The organism is Curtobacterium sp. MCBD17_040, assembly GCF_003234805.2.
In the GTDB taxonomy this organism is placed as follows: Bacteria; Actinomycetota; Actinomycetes; order Actinomycetales; family Microbacteriaceae; genus Curtobacterium.
The window spans coordinates 820,612-838,011 of sequence record NZ_CP126273.1; the positions used below are offsets into that span (position 1 = coordinate 820,612).

Annotated in this window: 23 protein-coding genes; 3 read left to right on the forward strand and 20 right to left on the reverse strand. The window is 66.0% G+C overall.

The annotated features are described in order from the left end of the window. Positions 1–58: 58 nt before the first annotated feature. A complete protein-coding gene (locus tag DEI94_RS03975) occupies positions 59–625 on the forward strand; it encodes a hypothetical protein (RefSeq protein ID WP_146249588.1) in 567 nt (188 codons plus the stop codon). Between the two features lie 88 nt (positions 626–713). Continuing rightward, on the forward strand, positions 714–1,166 hold the full coding sequence (locus tag DEI94_RS03980) for a hypothetical protein (protein WP_111027738.1): 453 nt from the start codon (positions 714–716) through the stop codon (positions 1,164–1,166). A 28-nt stretch (positions 1,167–1,194) separates the two neighbouring features. Here DEI94_RS03980 and DEI94_RS03985 read toward each other — a convergent pair whose 3' ends face one another. From DEI94_RS03985 to DEI94_RS04050, 14 genes are all read right to left on the reverse strand, one after another. Further along, a complete protein-coding gene (locus DEI94_RS03985) occupies positions 1,195–1,791 on the reverse strand; it encodes a hypothetical protein (RefSeq protein WP_111027737.1) in 597 nt (198 codons plus the stop codon). Positions 1,792–1,801: 10 nt separating this feature from the next. Beyond that, positions 1,802–3,529, reverse strand: a complete 1,728-nt coding sequence (locus DEI94_RS03990; RefSeq protein WP_181441908.1) for a carbohydrate binding domain-containing protein — start codon at positions 3,527–3,529, stop codon at positions 1,802–1,804. Next, entirely contained in the window at positions 3,529–3,888 is a 360-nt protein-coding gene (locus DEI94_RS03995; protein WP_146249587.1) for a hypothetical protein, read from the reverse strand. Before DEI94_RS03995 ends, DEI94_RS03990 begins: the two co-directional genes overlap by 1 nt. Then, positions 3,888–5,603 carry a hypothetical protein gene (locus DEI94_RS04000; protein ID WP_111027734.1) on the reverse strand — a complete coding sequence of 572 codons (1,716 nt, stop codon included), beginning with the start codon at positions 5,601–5,603 and terminating at the stop codon, positions 3,888–3,890. The genes DEI94_RS03995 and DEI94_RS04000 overlap by 1 nt, the downstream gene beginning before the upstream one ends. After that, positions 5,603–6,124 carry a hypothetical protein gene (locus DEI94_RS04005; RefSeq protein WP_111027733.1) on the reverse strand — a complete coding sequence of 174 codons (522 nt, stop codon included), beginning with the start codon at positions 6,122–6,124 and terminating at the stop codon, positions 5,603–5,605. The genes DEI94_RS04000 and DEI94_RS04005 overlap by 1 nt, the downstream gene beginning before the upstream one ends. Before the next feature lie 3 nt (positions 6,125–6,127). Continuing rightward, on the reverse strand, positions 6,128–6,544 hold the full coding sequence (locus DEI94_RS04010) for a hypothetical protein (protein ID WP_111027732.1): 417 nt from the start codon (positions 6,542–6,544) through the stop codon (positions 6,128–6,130). 6 nt (positions 6,545–6,550) lie between these two features. After that, positions 6,551–6,919 carry a hypothetical protein gene (locus tag DEI94_RS04015; protein ID WP_111027731.1) on the reverse strand — a complete coding sequence of 123 codons (369 nt, stop codon included), beginning with the start codon at positions 6,917–6,919 and terminating at the stop codon, positions 6,551–6,553. Then, positions 6,909–7,499 carry a hypothetical protein gene (locus DEI94_RS04020; RefSeq protein ID WP_111027730.1) on the reverse strand — a complete coding sequence of 197 codons (591 nt, stop codon included), beginning with the start codon at positions 7,497–7,499 and terminating at the stop codon, positions 6,909–6,911. Before DEI94_RS04020 ends, DEI94_RS04015 begins: the two co-directional genes overlap by 11 nt. A gap of 47 nt (positions 7,500–7,546) precedes the next feature. Next, positions 7,547–8,977, reverse strand: a complete 1,431-nt coding sequence (locus DEI94_RS04025; protein ID WP_146249585.1) for a hypothetical protein — start codon at positions 8,975–8,977, stop codon at positions 7,547–7,549. Continuing rightward, positions 8,977–9,315: a phage tail fiber protein gene (locus DEI94_RS04030; protein WP_111027728.1), complete on the reverse strand. Its 339-nt coding sequence runs from the start codon at positions 9,313–9,315 to the stop codon at positions 8,977–8,979. The genes DEI94_RS04025 and DEI94_RS04030 overlap by 1 nt, the downstream gene beginning before the upstream one ends. Before the next feature lie 66 nt (positions 9,316–9,381). After that, the gene (locus DEI94_RS04035) at positions 9,382–11,016 is read right to left on the reverse strand and encodes a hypothetical protein (protein ID WP_111027727.1); all 1,635 of its coding nucleotides are present in this window, start codon (positions 11,014–11,016) and stop codon (positions 9,382–9,384) included. Next, positions 11,013–11,174: a hypothetical protein gene (locus DEI94_RS04040; RefSeq protein ID WP_181441907.1), complete on the reverse strand. Its 162-nt coding sequence runs from the start codon at positions 11,172–11,174 to the stop codon at positions 11,013–11,015. The genes DEI94_RS04035 and DEI94_RS04040 overlap by 4 nt, the downstream gene beginning before the upstream one ends. Further along, on the reverse strand, positions 11,164–12,234 hold the full coding sequence (locus DEI94_RS04045) for a phage portal protein (protein ID WP_111027726.1): 1,071 nt from the start codon (positions 12,232–12,234) through the stop codon (positions 11,164–11,166). Before DEI94_RS04045 ends, DEI94_RS04040 begins: the two co-directional genes overlap by 11 nt. A gap of 31 nt (positions 12,235–12,265) precedes the next feature. Next, positions 12,266–13,777 carry a terminase large subunit domain-containing protein gene (locus DEI94_RS04050; RefSeq protein WP_284183733.1) on the reverse strand — a complete coding sequence of 504 codons (1,512 nt, stop codon included), beginning with the start codon at positions 13,775–13,777 and terminating at the stop codon, positions 12,266–12,268. Between the two features lie 366 nt (positions 13,778–14,143). Here DEI94_RS04050 and DEI94_RS04055 point away from each other — a divergent pair, with 366 nt between their 5' ends. Beyond that, positions 14,144–14,323 (forward strand): hypothetical protein, encoded by a 180-nt coding sequence (locus DEI94_RS04055; RefSeq protein ID WP_111027724.1) that lies wholly within the window; start codon positions 14,144–14,146, stop codon positions 14,321–14,323. A gap of 5 nt (positions 14,324–14,328) precedes the next feature. Here DEI94_RS04055 and DEI94_RS04060 read toward each other — a convergent pair whose 3' ends face one another. The 6 genes from DEI94_RS04060 to DEI94_RS04085 all read right to left on the reverse strand — a co-directional run bounded on the left by DEI94_RS04060 (position 14,329) and on the right by DEI94_RS04085 (position 17,325). After that, entirely contained in the window at positions 14,329–14,460 is a 132-nt protein-coding gene (locus DEI94_RS04060) for a hypothetical protein (protein WP_258378102.1), read from the reverse strand. Between the two features lie 242 nt (positions 14,461–14,702). Next, positions 14,703–15,158: a hypothetical protein gene (locus DEI94_RS04065; protein ID WP_146249584.1), complete on the reverse strand. Its 456-nt coding sequence runs from the start codon at positions 15,156–15,158 to the stop codon at positions 14,703–14,705. Positions 15,159–15,417: 259 nt separating this feature from the next. Next, the gene (locus DEI94_RS04070) at positions 15,418–15,828 is read right to left on the reverse strand and encodes a hypothetical protein (protein ID WP_146249583.1); all 411 of its coding nucleotides are present in this window, start codon (positions 15,826–15,828) and stop codon (positions 15,418–15,420) included. A 20-nt stretch (positions 15,829–15,848) separates the two neighbouring features. Next, positions 15,849–15,992, reverse strand: a complete 144-nt coding sequence (locus tag DEI94_RS04075; RefSeq protein ID WP_181441906.1) for a hypothetical protein — start codon at positions 15,990–15,992, stop codon at positions 15,849–15,851. Between the two features lie 38 nt (positions 15,993–16,030). Then, on the reverse strand, positions 16,031–16,243 hold the full coding sequence (locus tag DEI94_RS04080) for a hypothetical protein (protein WP_111027720.1): 213 nt from the start codon (positions 16,241–16,243) through the stop codon (positions 16,031–16,033). Positions 16,244–16,251: 8 nt separating this feature from the next. Then, the gene (locus DEI94_RS04085) at positions 16,252–17,325 is read right to left on the reverse strand and encodes a site-specific integrase (protein ID WP_111027719.1); all 1,074 of its coding nucleotides are present in this window, start codon (positions 17,323–17,325) and stop codon (positions 16,252–16,254) included. Between the last annotated feature and the right edge of the window lie 75 nt (positions 17,326–17,400).

A 17,400-nucleotide genomic window follows, 5' to 3' on the forward strand; every position in this document is an offset into this window, starting at 1 on the left:
GGACTGCGGATGTCGGTGGTTGGTGCGACGATGCAGGCTCCTTCGATTGGAGCGTAAGTTGAAGCAGGCAGTGAACTTCACGCTGGGTTTGATCGTGGTGCTGATCGTCCTGGCTGTCGCTGTGTTCCTCGGCTGGCACATCTGGGCCTGGTTCCTCGGGCTGCCCAGCAAGACGATGACGGCCATCGCCGCGCTGGTCGGCGTGGTCTCGGTGCCGATCATCACCTACTTCACGACCCGCAGGCTGGAGAAGCAGCGCGCTCGCGAGGAAGCGGTACGTAAGCAGAAGACGGACTTCTACGACAAGACCATCTCGGGGCTCATTGGGATGTTCAACCTTGGCAGGCCGAACGAACCAGCGGACCAGGCCAAGATGTCGGAACTGTTCGTTGCGCTTCCTGCCCCGATGCTGACCTTCGCCTCTCGTGGTGTCATCCGCTCTTGGAACGATCTCAAGGGCTCGGCTTCCCGCGATTCGAACGACACCAAGGCGATGATCCTCGCGTTCGAAGGACTGCTCAAGGCCATGCGGAAGGATCTGGGCCACCCAACCTGGAGTCACCAGCCGGGGGAACTAGTGTCCGTGTTCGTCAACGACGCCGACACCTTTTTTAAGAAACAGTAGTCGCAACACGCGGTGGCAAATGTCGCCGGTAGCGTCCAGGTAATGCTTCAGGTAATGTTCTGGGTAACGTCTGCAAGAAGGGTTACCCATGAACGATCTCAATGAGAAGTCCCGCGAGATCCGTCTCCGGAACGCCGCAAAGCGGCAGGGCCTCGAATTGCAGAAGTCTCGCCGCCGTGACCCCAGGGCCTACGACTTTGGGACCTACCAACTGATTGACCCCGCCACCAACACCATCGCTGCTTACGGACTTCAGGGTGGTTTCGGCTTGACGCTCGACGAGATCGAGGCGACCTTGCAGGAGGACCACGTTTGGGAGCACGAACGCCAGTTCAACGATGTGCTCATGGAGGCCACCGGGAGTGCCTCGGTCCATCTTGAAGGCCGTGAGTGGGCCGGAGAGGTGAGCGACAGGTTCGTTACAAGCCTCCCCGCTACTCAGCACGAAGCCATGCTGCGAGAAGCGATCAAGCAACTCGCATGGGTTATCAGTTGGCCGGTAGAACAAGAGCGTCGGAGCTGGGAAGCGCACCGGGGCTAGACACCAAGCCACGGGATGCTCGCTCAGGCTACGGCTTGATCCACTGCATGGTCCAGGTCAGGTCAGGCTTGTGCGTCCCGTAGCTCCACACGTTGTCATTGCCGTTGATCTGGAGCACCAGCATCCGCACCACGTCCCCAGCCGCCAGGCGGCGCATCCCGTAGGCGGTGGGACCGGCGTTGAGGACACCGCTCTTCGGACCGGCCCACTCACCCTTGGCGATGGTGTTGTCCGTGTCGGGGCTGGCGGTGTTCTGGGTCAACTGGACGCCCACCTGGGAGTAGTCGTCACCCGTGAACTCGACGTGAGCGGAGCAGGCGTACAGGCCGGAGCGGGCGATGGTGAGGAGGCCACCCGACCACGACGTGAAGCCGTGGTTCTCCTCCAGCGTGAACGACCCCGACGCGACGACGCTCCACGTACCAGAGCCGACGTTCTGAGCCGCACCCCGGTAGGCGCTGAACACGGGTGGGTTGAGCGCGGCTGCCTCCAGTGCGTCCAGCCGGTCACGGTCCCCGGCAATCTCGTCCTGAACGATGTTGAACTTGTCACTGGTCTCGTTGACCGGCTCGTTCTCGTCCCAGGTAGGGAGTCCTGCCGCTCCAGCGGCGTCACCGTTAGCCATCGTGCTGCTCCTAGTTCGCGTAGGCCGCGTACGTCGAGGAGACGGACGCGTAGGTCTGGTTGGTGGCGGCGTGGCCGTACGAGCCCGCGGGGTATGCGATGAGCCCACGGGTGCTCACGGTCATCTCGTTCGTCGAGAGGTCCCAGGAGATGCCGGAGATCCATCCGGCCTGCTGGTCGCTGTTCGGCAGGGTGACGCTCACCGGCATCGATGGCGTGGCCGACAGTTCCTGCCGGGCGGTGAGGTTCAGCGAGTGCCCCCGGCCGCTGTTCCGGGTCACCATGTACTGCGCCGCTCCGGGCCCGGGATAGGCCCGCTGGAGCGTCAGCCGGAGCGTGTTGGTCACTGTGACGCCGGGCAGAGCGTAGGCGTCGTAGGCGGTCTCCGCGTTCCCCGCGGCGTTGGTCCAGCTGTAGGTGACTACCGCCGCCTCGAAGAACAGCGGCGTTCCATCGATGGCGGTGGCTGTCGAGTCGATGGCATCGGAGGCCGCGTAGAGGTTGTAGCCGGTCGCGATGCGGAGCAGGCCAGGCACCTGGAAGGTGCCGTCCGCCAGCCACCAACGGCGCTGCTCGTCGCAGTACAGCCGGAGCCCGACCGCGGTGAGGATCGACTCCAGGTAGTCCGAGGCGGAGTCGCCAGGGGACCAGGTGAGGGACTCAGGTGGGCGGTCGAACACCGGGACGCGGGTCGAGGGCGAGGCTCCGTTCGTGCCCTGCCAGGCGTACTCGTAGAGGTTGGTGTCGGCGGTGTCACCGTCGAAGTACTGGAGCGGTGTCCCGTCCGTCTCCAGGCCGGTGCCGTCCGTCATGAGGACCTGGTCCCAGTACGTGATGGTGGAGCCGCTCGTGCCCCCGTTGTAGAGCCGGATGCTCAGCGTGGTGGTGTTGATCGGCAGGGTGAAGGTGACCGAGAGGCGCGTGTCCCCGGCGCTGTTCGGAGCCTGCGCACTCTGCGTGAGCACCGCTCCGTTCGCCACGACGACGATGCTGCGCGGCCGGGATCCGGCAGCACTGCTGTTCTGCGGTGTCGGCAGGTGATGCCACGCGGAGATCGTGTACTGGTTCCCTGCGGTGAAGTTTGTGACCGCCGCTGAGGCGTACGAGTCGCCGGAGGACGTGCTGTTCGGACCGATGCTCAGGCTGTGCGTGCCGGACCGGGCCCAGACGGTGGACTGGGTCAGGTTCGCGTTTCCGCCCGCCCAGCCGCTCGTCGTGGAGTCCTCGAAGTTGCCGTTCGTGACGTAGTTGGTCAGCGCGGTGAGAGTGGTGAAGTCGGCGTCCGCGGATCCCGGCTGGAGCGTCGCGCCGTTGACCCGGGTCAGGACGTTCTGGACGACCTGCCGGACGCTGTGCTGAGACGCCACGTTCGTGGTGTCGGTGGTGTTCTGGACGAGCGAGTAGTTCAGGAGGTCCTGATCATCCGACACGGCCTGGAGCGTCACGGACTTGGCGTCGTGATCAACCGAGCGCGCGATCACAAGCAGATCGAAGGACCGCTCAGTGAGGGTCTGGGTGCGTTCGTTGAAGTCGGAGAGGGTGAGCGTGATCCGCGGGCCGGTGCGGGGATCCATGAGAGCGATCGTGGCCATGTCGGGAATCGCCACCTCCACGGTCGCCGTCGCGTACGGCTGCGTGGTCTCGTTGAGGGACACTGACCCCGAGATGACATCGAGCCAGGGCTGATCGCCCGTCGTGGGGACCAGCGTGACGCTGGCGGAGCGGCGGAACGTCGCCATCAGCTCAGCTCCTGCCAGTCCACCGACACGGTCCATACGGTGCGGCTGTCGTCCTGGGCCCGAGTGAGCGTGCCGCTGAGCGCGTGCACCATCCCAGTGATGCTCGGCCGGTCGGAGTCGGCGTAGGTAAGGACCTCCCGCCCGGTGTAGAGGCTCTCCAGCGCGACGGCATCGTCCTCGTCGTCGAACAGGAACGTGAACGTGCCCGAGCGGAGCCCCGCCCCGATGAGAGTCGCGTCGATGGCCGTGGCGGTCCCGATGATGTTGTGGAACACGTTCTGGGACTGCCGGGAGATCGTGTACCCGAGCACGTCAAGGGGCATGACCGTCGTCGTGCCGTTGCTGATCGAGATGGACATCAGTACACCCGCTTCCCATTGATGCTCAGCGAGCCCTCGACCGGGACCGTGATGACCTTGTTTTGGTAGCTCGCGATGGCGCGGTCCAGGGCGTAGGTGTTCGAGCGGAAGTTGAGGGTCGGGCCGTTGACCGAGCGGCGTCCCATCTCCTGGATTCGGTTTTCCACCTGGTTGGTGTCCACCTGGGACTGGAAGGTCGGTCCGTTGGGCCTCTGGCTCTTGAGGTTGTCCAACTTCCGGTCCGCCTTGGACGAGTCCACGTCCGGCGTCACGACCGGCTGCTTGCCCGCCTTGACCGCTGACGAGAACTTGGTCTCTGACGCCTGTCCGGCCGCGTTCCAGGAGTTGAGGAGCGCCTGGTACTGCGGGTTCGACGGCCCCAACTTCACGGCCTGAGCGAGGAGCGGAGCCGCCTGCTGCCCCAGGGACTCCACGTAGTCCAGTCCAGCCTGGGTCAGCCCCGGCGCGACAGAGGACAGGTTGGCTGCCTCGCTGATGATGCTCTGGGTCGTGGAGTTCAGGTTCTTGACGTACTTGGCGAGGTTCGTGACCCCGTTCTTGGTGAAGTCGTCGGTGTCCTCTCCGGCCGCCTGGAGAGCCCCGTGCAGGGAGTCGGAGAACCCCTGGGTGGCGTCGGCGGCGTCCTTCACCGCCTGCTTCTGGGCCTGCTCCGCCGCCGTCAGTTGATTGGTCTTGCCCGCGGACTCCTCCTGAGCCGAGGCATTCAGCTTGGTGTTCTTGGTGGCCTTGTCGAGGGCATCGGCGTGCTCCTTCTCAGCCGAGAGGAGCTTCTTGGCCGAGTCAAGTTCGGACTGGTCCTTGACCATCCGCCCCTGCTGCGCAGCGGTCAGTCCCTTCTCCGCGGCGGCCTTGGAGTTGATCGACCTGGCAGCCCCGCCGTCCGTCTCGATCTGGCTCTTCATGGTCTGCACGTAGTCGCGCGTCGCCTTGATTTGAGCGTCGATGGCGGGCTTGCTCGTGTCCGCCATGGCGCGGTAGAAGGCGGACTGAGACTGCCCCGTCAGCTCCGTTGCCTTGCGGATCTCCGCCTGGCTGATCCCGAGGTCGGTGGAGCCGTCGAGGATCGCCTTGAGGGCAGCGTTGTACTGAGAGGCCGTGCTCTTGGTCTTGTCGCCGGAGTCGATGAACTGGTCCGTGAGGGACTTCACCGAGTCCTTCAACTTCGAGGCGTCGTCGGTGTCGTCCTCCATGCTGGAGCCGACCGCGGCGAGCGCCACACCCAGGAGCGTGATCGGGACAGCGAGGGGACCGAGTTCCGGACCCAGGAACGCGGCGAACATACCGACCTGCGAGATGAGACCGGAGGGGCCAGTGAAGGCCTCACCGACCGTGCCAGCAGAGAAGCCGAGGTTCATCAGTGCGGCCTCGCCAACCTTGGATCCCTCCTCGGTCCGCTCACCCATCTCCTCGGCAGCCTTGCCGGTCTCCTTGAACACGGAGGACGAGCCGCCGCCGCTACCGGAGTTGACCTTGGACAGGGACTTGTCCACGCCGTCGATCTGCTTGGACAGGTCCCGGGTCTGCGCCTGAGCCTCCTTGAGTCGGTCGATGAGCGCGTCCGGAGCCTCACCGCCCTCCGCCTTGAACTTCTCCAGCGCCTCGATGGTCTGCTGGAGGGCATCGGGCATCTCCTTCACCTGGGAGACGAACTTGCGGGTGTCGGCCCCGATCGAGATGTTGATCCCGTTGGCCATCAGTCGGCCTTCCCTTCTAGGGCATCGTGGATGGTGCGCAGGACGGTCTGGACCCAGAGCGAGGCGTAGCGCGGGATCTCCGCCTTGGCCTCAGGCCAGACCACGCGACCGTTGCGGAACGGGGTCTTGAACTGCCGCGCGGTGTGCCGGGTGACGCGGGCTCGGGATCCCTTGCGGGTGCGGCGGAAGTACGTGGCCTCCTGCTCCCGGTTGGCCCCGAACTCGACAGCGCCGAAGTCCACGCGCGGGTCGAAACCGCCCCGCCACGGCCCACCCTTGACGGTGGCGCTGGTGAGAGAGACGTTCTGGTTTGAGACCTTCACCCGGCTGGTGTCCACCAGGGCCTTGGTCTCGACCAGCGAGTGGGCTCGCTCGGCCAGGCCCTTCCGCCACTCCGGAGCCATTTCAGCCTGCGTGTACTGCCGGATCGCCTTGGCGACGTTGGAGTCCACCACCTGGAGGGCGGTGACGACCTTCTTGAGATCCTCACTGCCCTCCACACTGATGGAGACTCCGGCCATGGGTCAGGAGCCGGTCGTGGCGCTGAACGTCGGCGTGCCGGTGACCCCGAGCGAGACGGTGGAGGTGGCCACGGCCCCGATGGCCCCACCGACCGGACCCGACTGGCACGTCACCGTCGCGGTGATGGTCGGCCCACCCTGGTTCGGGATGAAGGTCATAGAGACCTGCTTTCCCTGGTTGTTGAACAGGTAGTTCGACAGCGAGTTCGCCGTCGTCCAGTCCTGCGCAAAGGTCAGGTCGGCGGTCCAGTCCGCGTTCGTCTGGAAGTTGTACGTGGCGGACGGCGTGCCGCCCTTGAACGTCACGGTGTCGGTCTTCGGTGTGAAGGCGACCGAGGAGATGGCGGTCTCGTAGTTCGAGCCCGCGACGGTCACGCGCACGTCCTGGAGGAAGGCGGGAGCGGCGAGGATGGCGGCCATGGTTGATCAGTCCTTTGTGGTGATGACGGAGACGGAGAAGGTATAGGCGAAGGCCTCGCGGAAGGTGCCCTTATCGGCGGTGTCCCAGAGGCTGGGGTTGAGGGAGTTGAGGATGGAAGCGAGGGCCAGGACGTTGCCGTCCAGTTCGTCCTCCGCCTTGATCACGTCGGTGAGCGCCGACGCCAGGACGACCTCGAACGTCGCCAGGTACTGACCGACCGGCGCGCTCGGGTTGTTCTTGATCGAGGTCTGGTTGAGGACGACGGTGGGACCGCTTAGCACGTCGGGAACGTCGTTCGCGGAGTAGAGCCGCCACCCCTTGGGCAGAGCGGGCTTGAGGGCGTCCGTGAGCGCCTTGCGTGGGCTAGAGGACATGCCAGGGCCTCCGCTCCGGAACGATGCCGACAGCGGGCATTCCGCGCCGTGGACGGAGCATCTGCTGGACCATCCAGTCGAGCGGGAACGGCGTGATGACGAACGAGCCGTCACCGATCTGCCCGTTAGAGGGATCCGCCTTGGACGAGTTCCAGATGTTCCGCGCCTGCATCAACTGGGCCTGGCGGAAGTTCATCGGCACCACAGCCCCGGCCTCGAGAACGGGTGCGTAGGCCAGGACCTGTTCCTTGGCCAGGGCCAGGACCGTGTACAGCCGGAGATCCTCCGGAGCCCCAGGCCACTCGTCACGAGCGCTGTCGATGCTGTGCCAGCCGTCTGCCGCCTCGACGATGACCGGGACGCCGGGCAGTGTGACTGTCCCGTGACCCACGAGTCGCGGCACCAGGCGGTAGACGCCAGGCGTCTCGAAGGAGCCCACCGGGATCGACAGGACGATGGACTCCTCATCGATGGCCAGACCAGTCCAGGACGCCACGGTGACGCCTGCCGCGTTGCGGAGTGTGGCGTCGGCGGACGTGTACAGCTCGAAGTCCTGGTCGCCCGTCAGTTCGAGTTCCACGGGCGTGGCAGGGCTGTCGCCGACGTGAAAGGGTCCGAGTGACGTAGTCATGAGATCTGCGCCTCCAGGGTCGGAAGGTTGATCTGGAACGGGCGGGGCTCGACACCCCAGGCCGACACGGAGCCAGAGGCGTCGGTCGAGACGGAAGCCAGGAACTCGGCGGCCTCATCAGCGACTGAGGACGCGCCCTCAGCGACTGCGCCGGCCGATGCGATGAGGAGCGGAGATGTGGACGTGACAGCGCTCGTTCCAGTCCCGGTAGGGCCAGCCCAGCCCACGAGGGACGGAGCGAAGGAGCCGTCAAAGTACTGGTCTGGCGTGAGCGTCGAACCGTCGCCGTACTCGGTGTCCATGGCGTCGGTCCAGGCGAAGGTGGTTCCCGCGGGCCAAGCGGTGGTGCGGGGGTTGATGGCGAGCGAGACGGTGGACGTGCCACTTGGGTAGCCCGTAGGCCCCGTGCTCACCGTGAGCCATGAGGACTGACCGGCAGGCACGCTGACCGTCGTCCCGGTCCAGGTGGTGAGGGCACCACTGGAGGAGTTGCGAGCCGTGACGCTGAGGGACACTGCGAGCGCGGTACTGCTGGTGTTGTAGAACCAGAGGCCGAAGCGGCGGGCGTCCCCGGTGGTGCCGGAGTCGATGGCGTAGGCAGCGTTCGCACCGATGGCGAGAGTGGCAGCGAGGTTCACCGATCCCCGCTTGTTCGTGCTGTCCCATGACGCCGTGCTCTGGACGGCCCAGTTGGAGATGTTGGTCAGGAAGCCGGGGTTGAGGACTCGGTTGGTCGAGACTGCCGGGCCGGTGCGCTTGACGGAGACGGAAGCGTTGGCGGTGCCGTTCCAGCCGCAGGCGGTACCCGAGACAGCCGTGCCGTCGAAATAGGTGCCGACCGTGGCGGACGGCTCGAACAGCCACGCCGTGAAGTCCAAGAACGCACCAGCGGGCATGACGCTGGCGTTGCCTCCCGTCGTCACGTAGATGCACGCGGTGGCGCGGACGGCACCGGCAGGAGCCGCCGCGGTCACGCTGACGCGGTTCCAGGAGTAATTGGCGGGCTGGTCGAAGGCAGGGCCGCTGGAGACTCCCAAGCCGTTGTTGCTGGCGTCGTACCACTCGATGCGGGCGTAGAGGCGCTGAGACTGGCTGGAGCGGACGTAGCCGCTGAACGTGTAGGTGGTCCCTGGGGCGGTGACTGCGCCGACGCCCTGGTAGATGCCGCCACCGGCAGTGGTCTCGGCTGCGGACCACTTGTAGCGGATGAAGCCCTTGGCCCCTGCCGGTTCGGTGCCGTCGCCAGTGACTGCTGCGGCTGCGGTTCCGTTGCCCGGGTTGCCGCCCCAGGACGTGGTGCTGCCCGTACCGCTTGCCGGGGCTGGATTCTTCAAGAGGTTGGAGCGAGCGACGGCACCGTTGACACGCTGAACTGAGGGCGACGCGTTAGCGGTCCCTGTCCAGTAGTACTCAACGGTGTCAGTCATCAGGACTCCGAGAAGGTGACGCTCAGCGTGTAGCGACCACCGGTCGCGAAAGCCTGAGCAATGACGCTCCAGCCGTCCACGTAGGAGCCGCCCGTGGCAGCGGTGAAGACGCCAGCGCCCTGGACAGTGACCCCGGCCGGGACATCGAACGTCGCGGTGGCGTTGATGACACCGCCGACCGAGGACGACCAGACGAGCGGCTTCCGGGCGTAGGTGCCGCCCGTGACCTCGGTGCCAGGGGTCGCGCCGGGCACGGTCGTAAACAGCGCGCCGAAGGCGGCCGTGGCGGCGTACGCAGCAGCCAGTGCGTCCTTCGCGGCACTCGTGGCGAGAGCCATGACGACCTCCTGAGGTCAGGGCCAGGGGCCGAGGTCTCTCCTCCTCGGCCCCTGGGGCATGGAGGATCAGGCCGAGTACGGCGTGACCTTGACGAGGGCCTCGGCGTGGGTGACGAGCGCACCCGCGTACCCGAAGACGGCGATGTCCGTCCCGCCCTGGGCGATGTTCGGCGCGCTCACACGGATCGGAGCCGCACCAGGCAGTTCGTAGATGGTGGCGGCGATGCTGGAGCCGACGAGCGCGGAGCCGTCCTCGACGAGGAGCGAGGGCCGGATCTTGAACCCGGAGAGGTCGCCCTCGGTGAGGTTCAGCGCGGCGTTGAGGTATCCGAGCACGTCCTGCTGCGGGGTCTTCAACATCTCCTTGTAATCGTCGAAGTCCACGATGGCGAACGACGGCAGTGTCCCCGTGGAGGCGACTGCCACAGCGCCGTCGATGATCTTGGACAGCGCGGCTCCGATGCTGAGGCCCGAGGGGTTGTCCGCCTCGACCGCGGTGGCCGCCGCGACGACGGCCGGGCCCACGATGCTCTGGTCCTTCCAGACCTCGTAGGAGCGAGCCAGCTGCGTGAAGAGGTCGTCGAAGAAGCCCTCGAACCCGGGGAAGTCCACGTACTCGCGCGCCACGTCCACACCACCGGCGAAGCGGCTGGCGTTGCCGGAGACCGGCTCGACCGCGATGTTGCCGGTCGGGATCGCGGTCTTGTTGCCCTGCCACGCCCCACCGGCCAGGGCCGTCTTGTAGCGCCAACCCTTCATCTGGAGGGCGGTGAGTCCCGCGGGAGCGCCGAACAGGTCGGTGTAGGTGGGCTTGTACGGCTTGGTGGCCTCCGAGTAGAGCTCCCCGAGCCACTGCGGGACGCCCATCGTCGTGGCCGGGCCCTTGCCGTCCGTGCCGTCGTAGACAATGTCGTTCAGCGCGCCGAACAGCGTGGCAGCGTTGTCGGGCATGTGCCCGATCTCCGAGGCCAGGAGCGTGAGGGCGTCCTGCGTGGCGCGGCCGTTCTTCGCCGCGTTGAGCAGGCCGAGGACCTGGCTCTTGCGCAGCGGCTGCTTCTCGGCCGGGGCCGAAGCGGTGAGGGTGTTCGGGATGCCCACGGTGTCCTCCTGAGGGTTGGGCTTGGTGTCCGCCGCGGGCTTCGCGTCGGTGGTCTGGGTGGCGTCGGCGATCGACGCCAGGAGCGCGGCCTTGGGGTCCTTGCCGAGGTCCCGCAGCGTGTCGGCGAGGTGGCTGAGGTCGCCCTTGTCCTCGGGCAGGTCGCCCACGTCGGAGGCCATCAGCGCGGCGCTCGGGAACGCCCCCTTGGCCACGAACGCGGCCCCGAACAGGGATCCGGCCACGGCCTTTCCGGCGCGGAGAACGATGCCCTTGACCTCGGCGCTGAGGTTGGTGCGGCGCCCTTCGCTGATGTCTAGGAGGAGCGCGTCACCCTCGTCGGTGTCCGCGATGGAGAACGTGGCGACGATCCCGGCGTCGGTGTCGGTGAGGGACTCGGCGCGGCCGACCGGGGACTCACGGTCGTGGTCGGTGTTCGCGCCGACGACGCTGGCGTCCCGAGGGATGCGGACAGCACCCTTCTCGATGCTGAACTTGCCGAGGTTGGTGTTGCCGACCTCCCCGTAGGGAAGGAGCAGGCCGGAGACCTTGCGGTCATTGAGCGAGGCCTGGAGAGTCCCGGCCTCGATGAGGGCTTCGGTCACGATGCGCTCCCGTTGGTGATGAAGTCGAACAGGTCCCCGGCGAACTCGACCCACTGCTCCGGCATGGCTGCGGAAGCCGTGACGGCGGCCACGCACAGGGCGCGGAGTTCGGTGTCGGTCGGGGGTGTGGAAGTGGTGAGGGTCACGTCAGCGGGCATCGGTGCCTCCTGTGGTCGGGATCGGCGCGGGGCTCGGGACGGGATCGGCGGAGGGGACCGGCGTGGTGTCCGGTTTCTGGAAACGAACCTCGGTGCCACGCGGGACCACATCGTCCCGGCTGAGGCGCTGCTCGATGGGCAGCGTCCACATCGGCAGACTCGTTTCGTAGAACTCGGTCCGCTGGTCGTCGTTGGTGACGTACGTGAGCGTCCCCTGGTTGACGGTGCCGTCGAGCATCACCGCGGACAGGCCGAGGAACCCCGCGATGTCGATTCGGTTCGCGTTCCGCGCGTTCTCGAACATGTCGGTGGAGACCTGCCCGTGCTCGACGAGTTCCATCCCGTTCGGCGTCACGCCCACGGCAGGCTGCCCCGCCTTGTGGATCTGCGCCCACGACTTGCGGTACTGCTCGATCTCGGGGTCTGTCGGGTCGTACTTGGGGTCGGTGATCTTGAGTTCAAGCGTCGGCACGCTCGTGGCCGCACGAGCAGCCACGGTCTCCTCGATGTCGATCGCGCGACGCAGCGTGCGAGAGGCGATGTTCAGCAGCCCCTCGAATCCCGCGTTGAAGAGGATGAACTGCTCGTCCGCCAGGACGGTGCCGTTGACCGAGATGGCTCCATCGGTGAGTTGCCACTGGCTGGTCGGGACCCACTCGGCGTCCGTGATCTGACCGCCCGCCCCGCGCACGACGACCCACAGGGAGTAGCCCCAGAAGATCAAGTCGTCGATGGTCCACCAGAGCCGCTCAGCGGGCGTCACCGCGCCGTCCGTCCTGTAGAGGAAGGTCGGGGTGCTGGCCTCGGTGCTCGTGCCCGCCTGGTAGGCGAGGAGCGGCATCTTGCTGACCATCGTGCAGATCAGGTTCCGGGCCTTGCTCACCACGGGGATGGAGATGGCGTCGGCACGGGTCATCGGCAGCGTGGGCAGGCCGACGATGTCGCTCCAGACGATCTGGGGGAGTTGCGTCGTGGCCCACGGCGACACGGCAGGCAGGTTCGGCGTGAGCAAGTTCTCGACCTGCTCCTTGCCGAGTCCGAGCCGGTCGAGGAGTCCCATACCTAGACTATCGACCGGAGCAATCACCGCCTCACGCGGCCCAGTTTGTCGGCTTCCCGAGGCTCTTGCGAGGGTTCTCGTCGTACCAGCGGAGCGCCATCGAACCGGCCTCCAGTGGCGTGATGGGGCCACCAGCCGGGCCCAGGGCCCAGGAGTTCGTCTGACCGAATCTGCGGCGCACCAGGACGCTCGCAGCGGCGTTCATGTCGGGCTGGTCGAAGTGCACGAAGTTGCCCGTCTCGATTTCCTTGATGAGGAGCGCGGAGGCGGCCGGGATGTCGGACCGGCGCTGCGGAGCCAGCCGCGGGGATCCCGCACGCTGCGAGAGGTTCAGCGTCTCCGCGAGGACAGCCCCGATGGTGTCGTGCACGACGGTGGCGCGGTGCTTCCGAGCGATGTCGTACACGGTCTGAGCGAGCCAGGCGACCCCGGGCCGGTGCTCCAGCAGCGCCAGGACGGCCCTGCCCTGTTCGTCCCGCCACGCGGCCGTGATGGACGCAAACGCCTGCTCCGGGTTCACGGCGATCCCGAGGCCGAAGTGTCGGGGAAGTTCCGGACGCTGGCCATCGTGCGCGAGGGACGCCCACTGGTCCTGATCGATGAGGTTCGACGTGTCGCCCTGGAGCCCGAAAATGCCCAGGTACTCACGGCCGAAGTCCTCCGGACCGAGGAGCGAGAAGTTGTTCTGGACCTGCGCGAGGTTCGTCAGTCCGGCGAGGCCGGGATGGATGTCCACCACGACCGGCGCGACCTTCTCCCAGTCCGCCAGGTCCTCCTCGTCCATGTCATCAGTCGAGTAGTCAAGGATCCCGATCTCGCCCCTGCGGCCCCGCTGGAGCCACGACCACAGGAGGTTGGCACCCCGGTAGCGACCGGCCGTCCCCGCCACCACCAGTTGCCCTCCAGGCCGCGTATCGATGGTCGGAGCCGCGGCGCTGATCACATCGCTGACCTTCTCCGGCTCCGGCTCTCCCGCCTCGTCGAGGACCACCAGGTCGAAGGCCTCACCGCGGAGGTCGTCGCTGGAGGAGATCCACTGCACGAATGAGTCGTTCTCCGGGAACTCCACTCGCTCCTGACCGGCGCTGCGGATGATCTTGAACGGACGGTTCCCCTTCTCCGGGTAGAGCCGCTCCAGTGCGGGGACCACGTCCTTGGCGAACCGTGAGCGTCCCGCCTTGCCGCTGCTGAGGGTGAAGAGGGCCACGCGGTAGTCCTCGGTCGTGCTGGCGCGTCCCAGGGCCTCAGCGACGAGGCTGGTGGTCTTGCTGGAACGTCGGGGCATCAGGATGGCGTTGTGACCGTGGCCCGCTGCGAGCACGTCGGACATCAGCAGCTGCTGAGGCTGGATCATGCGGCCTCGCTGACCCCGAGGACCGGACAGGCGCATCAATTCCGCCCCTGCCAGGAACGCCTGCTGGCCCTGCTCCGTTCCGCCCAGTTCTGACACGAACCGGGGCTTGATCCCGCTGTCCCTGACCTCGTTCCACCACGATCCGTCGTACCCGGACACAAATGGGGTGCTGCCGTGACGGGGGTTCACAGCCAGTTCAAAAGAACGCGCCGCGCTCGCCGACGGAGCAGGAGAAGGAGTAGGCACCGGGCTCACCATCCGAAGAGGCGCTGGTCGGTGGACGTGGATGGTGCACGGTGCTGGCGCTTGGCCTGCTGCTGCAACCGCTGCCCGTCCCGCCTGTTGCACGAGCGGTGCTCGGCACGCAGCGGACCACCACCGCCCTGACTCAGTGGCACGGTGTGACCCACGTCGAAGGGCGTGTCCTTGGTGATAGGTCGGCCGCAGCGAGGGCACGGCACCGGCAGCGTGGCCAGGATGCGCTCGCGCTCCCTCTTGGAGGTGGTGGTCCACTTGGCCTGGCGGTGATAATTACTCACGCGTACTCTCCCGAGCGTGAACCACATTGCTCTCGCGTGGCGACTCTTCTTTGGGGCCAGCCTGATGTTCATCATCGGGGGCCTGATCGAGATGTTCGGCGCGCACACCCCGTCGCTCGGATGGCTCTTCTTCGGTATGGCGGTGGTGATGTTCGTTACTGCATGGCGCATTCGTCGAGACCGCAGCAGGTTCTGACCCTGTCATCGCTTGCCCTCTGCTGGGTGCGGGAACTCGTGACGCTCCCGGATCCACTGATCGATGAGTCGTGCGCTGTCGGCGATGGCCTCGGCCAGCGTGCGCTGGTTCGTTTCTGGATATGAATGAGTAGCCACGGTTTCGTCCTTCCGTCATCTTGACCATCGGCCGCTGCGCGTGCGACTTGATGACGGTCCCGGCGAGCAAGGACGAAGAAGCGAACCGGGACCGTCAGTTTGACTATCGGCCTGGCATGCCAAAGGCCCCAAGTGTGAGGGGCACTCGGGGCCTTCTGACAACACCTACGACAGGAGTTCGTGGATCAGCATACGGGTAATGCGCGATCTTTGCGAGGTGTGGAGGCTTATCTGACAGGGCGTCAATTGCAAGCCTGGTTCTTCAACTCCCTACGTCGCCGGGCAATCGTTGAGGCGGAACAATGCAGCGCCTCCATCTGCTCAGGAATCGAGAGCCCCTCGACGGCCCGAAGCATCTCCACGGTGATGACGGCACCCCGCTTGGACTTCTGACCGCCCTTGCGTCCTGCTGCTGACAGCTTCTCCTTGAATGTCGGGTCCCAGACATCGAGTGCGAAGGCGGCGGCTCGATCGCACTCCCGCTCCAGCTGCGAGACGACCAACCGGTACCGGCGATCCCCAGGTAGGACGGGCTCGTGTGAGTCCCACACCAGCAGATGGCGGCGCTTCGCCTCGACGTAGTCGAACAGCGCTGACGAGAGGTACTCCTGATCGAGACTGCTGTACCGCGCGACGAATGGCACCCGACCGGTTATCGGATCTCGTGATAACCGCATCTGCCGGTTCTCGTTCAGCATCGTCAGAGCCACAGACGACAGATGCGTCCCGACTCGATGAACGTAGGTGGGTGCATTCCGTCTGCTCTTGCGGAGCTGAGCTGGGAAGCGAAGAGCATGCTTCTTCGGGAAGCCAGTCCTGCTCTTGATCTCCTGCGGAGATGGAACGTTATCTGACAGGGGTGCATATGCAACCATGAGAACTCCTGGTGCTGTGTCGTAGGTAAGAGGCTGAGAGCTTCTGATTCAGACCATCGGCCTGGCGTGATCAGACTTCGCGTCAGTTCCTCGGCTTCAACGCGCTCGCTGCTTTCGCCATCTGCTCGGCGTATCGGAAGTCCTGCTCGAACGCTCGGCATGCCTCATCCACGAGCGCGCGCATCTGAGGCGTCAGGAAGCGCTGTGCCTCCCGTCGTTCCACGGCGTCCTTCTCGCGCCGCTGACGGGCCTCTGAGCGCTTTCTGATGCCCTCCGGCGAACGGCCCGCCTTGCCACTCAGGCCTGCCGCTGCTGCGCACTCCCGGGAGCAAGAGCCGTACCTCGCCAACGTCTGGAGCCGGACCACCAACTCGCGTCCGCAGAGGTGGCAGCGGACGAGTATGCCCCACCTCGGCTGCTCGCTCGTGGTCGGCATCTGGACGTGCTCGGGGTCGAGGACGACGAACCCGGGCCCCACGGTCTGACCTGTCACGAACGTCTCTCGCCTCGTCATCAGTTGATGTCGGCGAAGTTGTCGCCTGCGAACAGGTCGAGCTGCTTGCAGTAGTGCAGATCCGGGTCCCACTGCTTCTCGGTTCCGAACCACTCCCAGTCGCAGAAGCGGCAGGACACCTTGTAGATCCCTGTCTTCGGCATGATCACCTCGACGATGAGGCATCGTTCATTGACTTGCATCAGCCCTCCGGGGTCTGGAACGAGTGCGGGTGGTGGATGACCACGTAGATGCACTCAGTCTGGGCCTCTTTGAACGTCTGGCCCTGGTTGTGCAGCAGGGCGAACACCTCACAGTTATGCAGCTGCTCGCCAGCGTCGATCTCGTGCTTGCCGCATCCGGTGAGGGTGAGTGCCACGAGTGTGGCAAGGACGGCGGGGATGATCTTCTTCACGATGGTTCCTAAGTGAGCAGGTCGGACAGCGCGTCGGCGTTGCGCCGGTCGCGCTCGTTGGTCGCGTGCTGGTAGCGGAGCGCAGCCCCGACTGAGGCGTGACCGCCGCGGTGCTGGATCTCTCGGAGCGTCGCGCCGCTTTGAGCGACCGCGGTGAGCGAGACGTGCCGGATGTCATGCACGTGGAAGTTCGGCAGCCCAGCGGCCTCACGTGCCCGCTCCCATGCCTTGCGGAGCCACTGCGAGTTGAGCCGCCCCCGCGGACCCTGGAACATTGGCTGTCTCGGGAGTGCTGGGTGGTCTGAGATGTAGGCCTCCAGCGCGGCGATCGTCGGCGCGGGCAGCGCCACGGTCTTGACTTGGCCGGTCTTCGTGCCTCGCTCTGAGCGTGTCCCGTCCGAGTCCGTCATCTGTCGCTCGACGAGCAGGGTCCCGGCGATGGGGTCGTAGTCGCCACGGTGCAGACCGCAGACCTCACCGATGCGGAGGTGCGCGCCGAAGATGGTCCACAGTGCGGCTCCGAGATCCAGCGGCATGTGCGCTGCTACTGCTTTGAAGTCGTCCACGGTGAAGGTCGGGCGTCGCTTGGCCACGTCCTTTCCGGCGTCCTTGATCTGCACCGGAGTGACCTGGATGAGTTCGTCCTCCACCGCGGTGTTGAAGATCACGCGGAGCAGGTAGTAGGCGTTGCGCCGGTTCACCGGCTGAGCGGCCTTGGACGCCCACCAGCGACGCACGTCGGCACGGGTCACGTCGCCGATGTGCCGGTGCCCGAACGCGGGCAGCAGATGACGGTTGAGCAGGCTCCTCTGGTTCCTCCAGGTGCCGGGGCTCAGCGTCGCTTCCCGCTCCGCGTGGATCTGCTCGGCGTACTCGCGGAACAGAACCTCACCCCTGCGCTCGTCGTGCCAGGTTCCGCGGCCGAGATCCGTCTCCACAGCAGCCACTGCTTGGAACGCCTCAGCCTGCGTTCGGTAGGTGCCGAGGGAGCGGCGCTCGCCTTCGGGCGTCGTGAAGCGGGCTTGCCAGCGCCCCGAGGGAAGTTGTCGTGGGGCCTCAAACCCCATTCGTGGTCGCGTCATCAGTCTCGTCCTCCGCACGGTGATACGGCGGACCGAGCGGAGCAGCCAGGGGCCTGCGTGCCCGTTTCGAGAAAC

What these genes read in the sequence shown, in the direction of transcription:
- DEI94_RS03980 (WP_111027738.1), top strand. Translation starts at nt 714, where the DNA reads ATGAACGATCTCAATGAGAAGTCCCGCGAGATCCGTCTCCGGAACGCC.
- DEI94_RS03985 (WP_111027737.1), bottom strand. Translation starts at nt 1,791, where the DNA reads ATGGCTAACGGTGACGCCGCTGGAGCGGCAGGACTCCCTACCTGGGAC.
- DEI94_RS03990 (WP_181441908.1), bottom strand. Translation starts at nt 3,529, where the DNA reads ATGGCGACGTTCCGCCGCTCCGCCAGCGTCACGCTGGTCCCCACGACG.
- DEI94_RS03995 (WP_146249587.1), bottom strand. Translation starts at nt 3,888, where the DNA reads ATGTCCATCTCGATCAGCAACGGCACGACGACGGTCATGCCCCTTGAC.
- DEI94_RS04000 (WP_111027734.1), bottom strand. Translation starts at nt 5,603, where the DNA reads ATGGCCAACGGGATCAACATCTCGATCGGGGCCGACACCCGCAAGTTC.
- DEI94_RS04005 (WP_111027733.1), bottom strand. Translation starts at nt 6,124, where the DNA reads ATGGCCGGAGTCTCCATCAGTGTGGAGGGCAGTGAGGATCTCAAGAAG.
- DEI94_RS04010 (WP_111027732.1), bottom strand. Translation starts at nt 6,544, where the DNA reads ATGGCCGCCATCCTCGCCGCTCCCGCCTTCCTCCAGGACGTGCGCGTG.
- DEI94_RS04015 (WP_111027731.1), bottom strand. Translation starts at nt 6,919, where the DNA reads ATGTCCTCTAGCCCACGCAAGGCGCTCACGGACGCCCTCAAGCCCGCT.
- DEI94_RS04025 (WP_146249585.1), bottom strand. Translation starts at nt 8,977, where the DNA reads ATGACTGACACCGTTGAGTACTACTGGACAGGGACCGCTAACGCGTCG.
- DEI94_RS04030 (WP_111027728.1), bottom strand. Translation starts at nt 9,315, where the DNA reads ATGGCTCTCGCCACGAGTGCCGCGAAGGACGCACTGGCTGCTGCGTAC.
- DEI94_RS04040 (WP_181441907.1), bottom strand. Translation starts at nt 11,174, where the DNA reads ATGCCCGCTGACGTGACCCTCACCACTTCCACACCCCCGACCGACACC.
- DEI94_RS04045 (WP_111027726.1), bottom strand. Translation starts at nt 12,234, where the DNA reads ATGGGACTCCTCGACCGGCTCGGACTCGGCAAGGAGCAGGTCGAGAAC.
- DEI94_RS04065 (WP_146249584.1), bottom strand. Translation starts at nt 15,158, where the DNA reads ATGCTGAACGAGAACCGGCAGATGCGGTTATCACGAGATCCGATAACC.
- DEI94_RS04075 (WP_181441906.1), bottom strand. Translation starts at nt 15,992, where the DNA reads ATGCCGAAGACAGGGATCTACAAGGTGTCCTGCCGCTTCTGCGACTGG.
- DEI94_RS04085 (WP_111027719.1), bottom strand. Translation starts at nt 17,325, where the DNA reads ATGACGCGACCACGAATGGGGTTTGAGGCCCCACGACAACTTCCCTCG.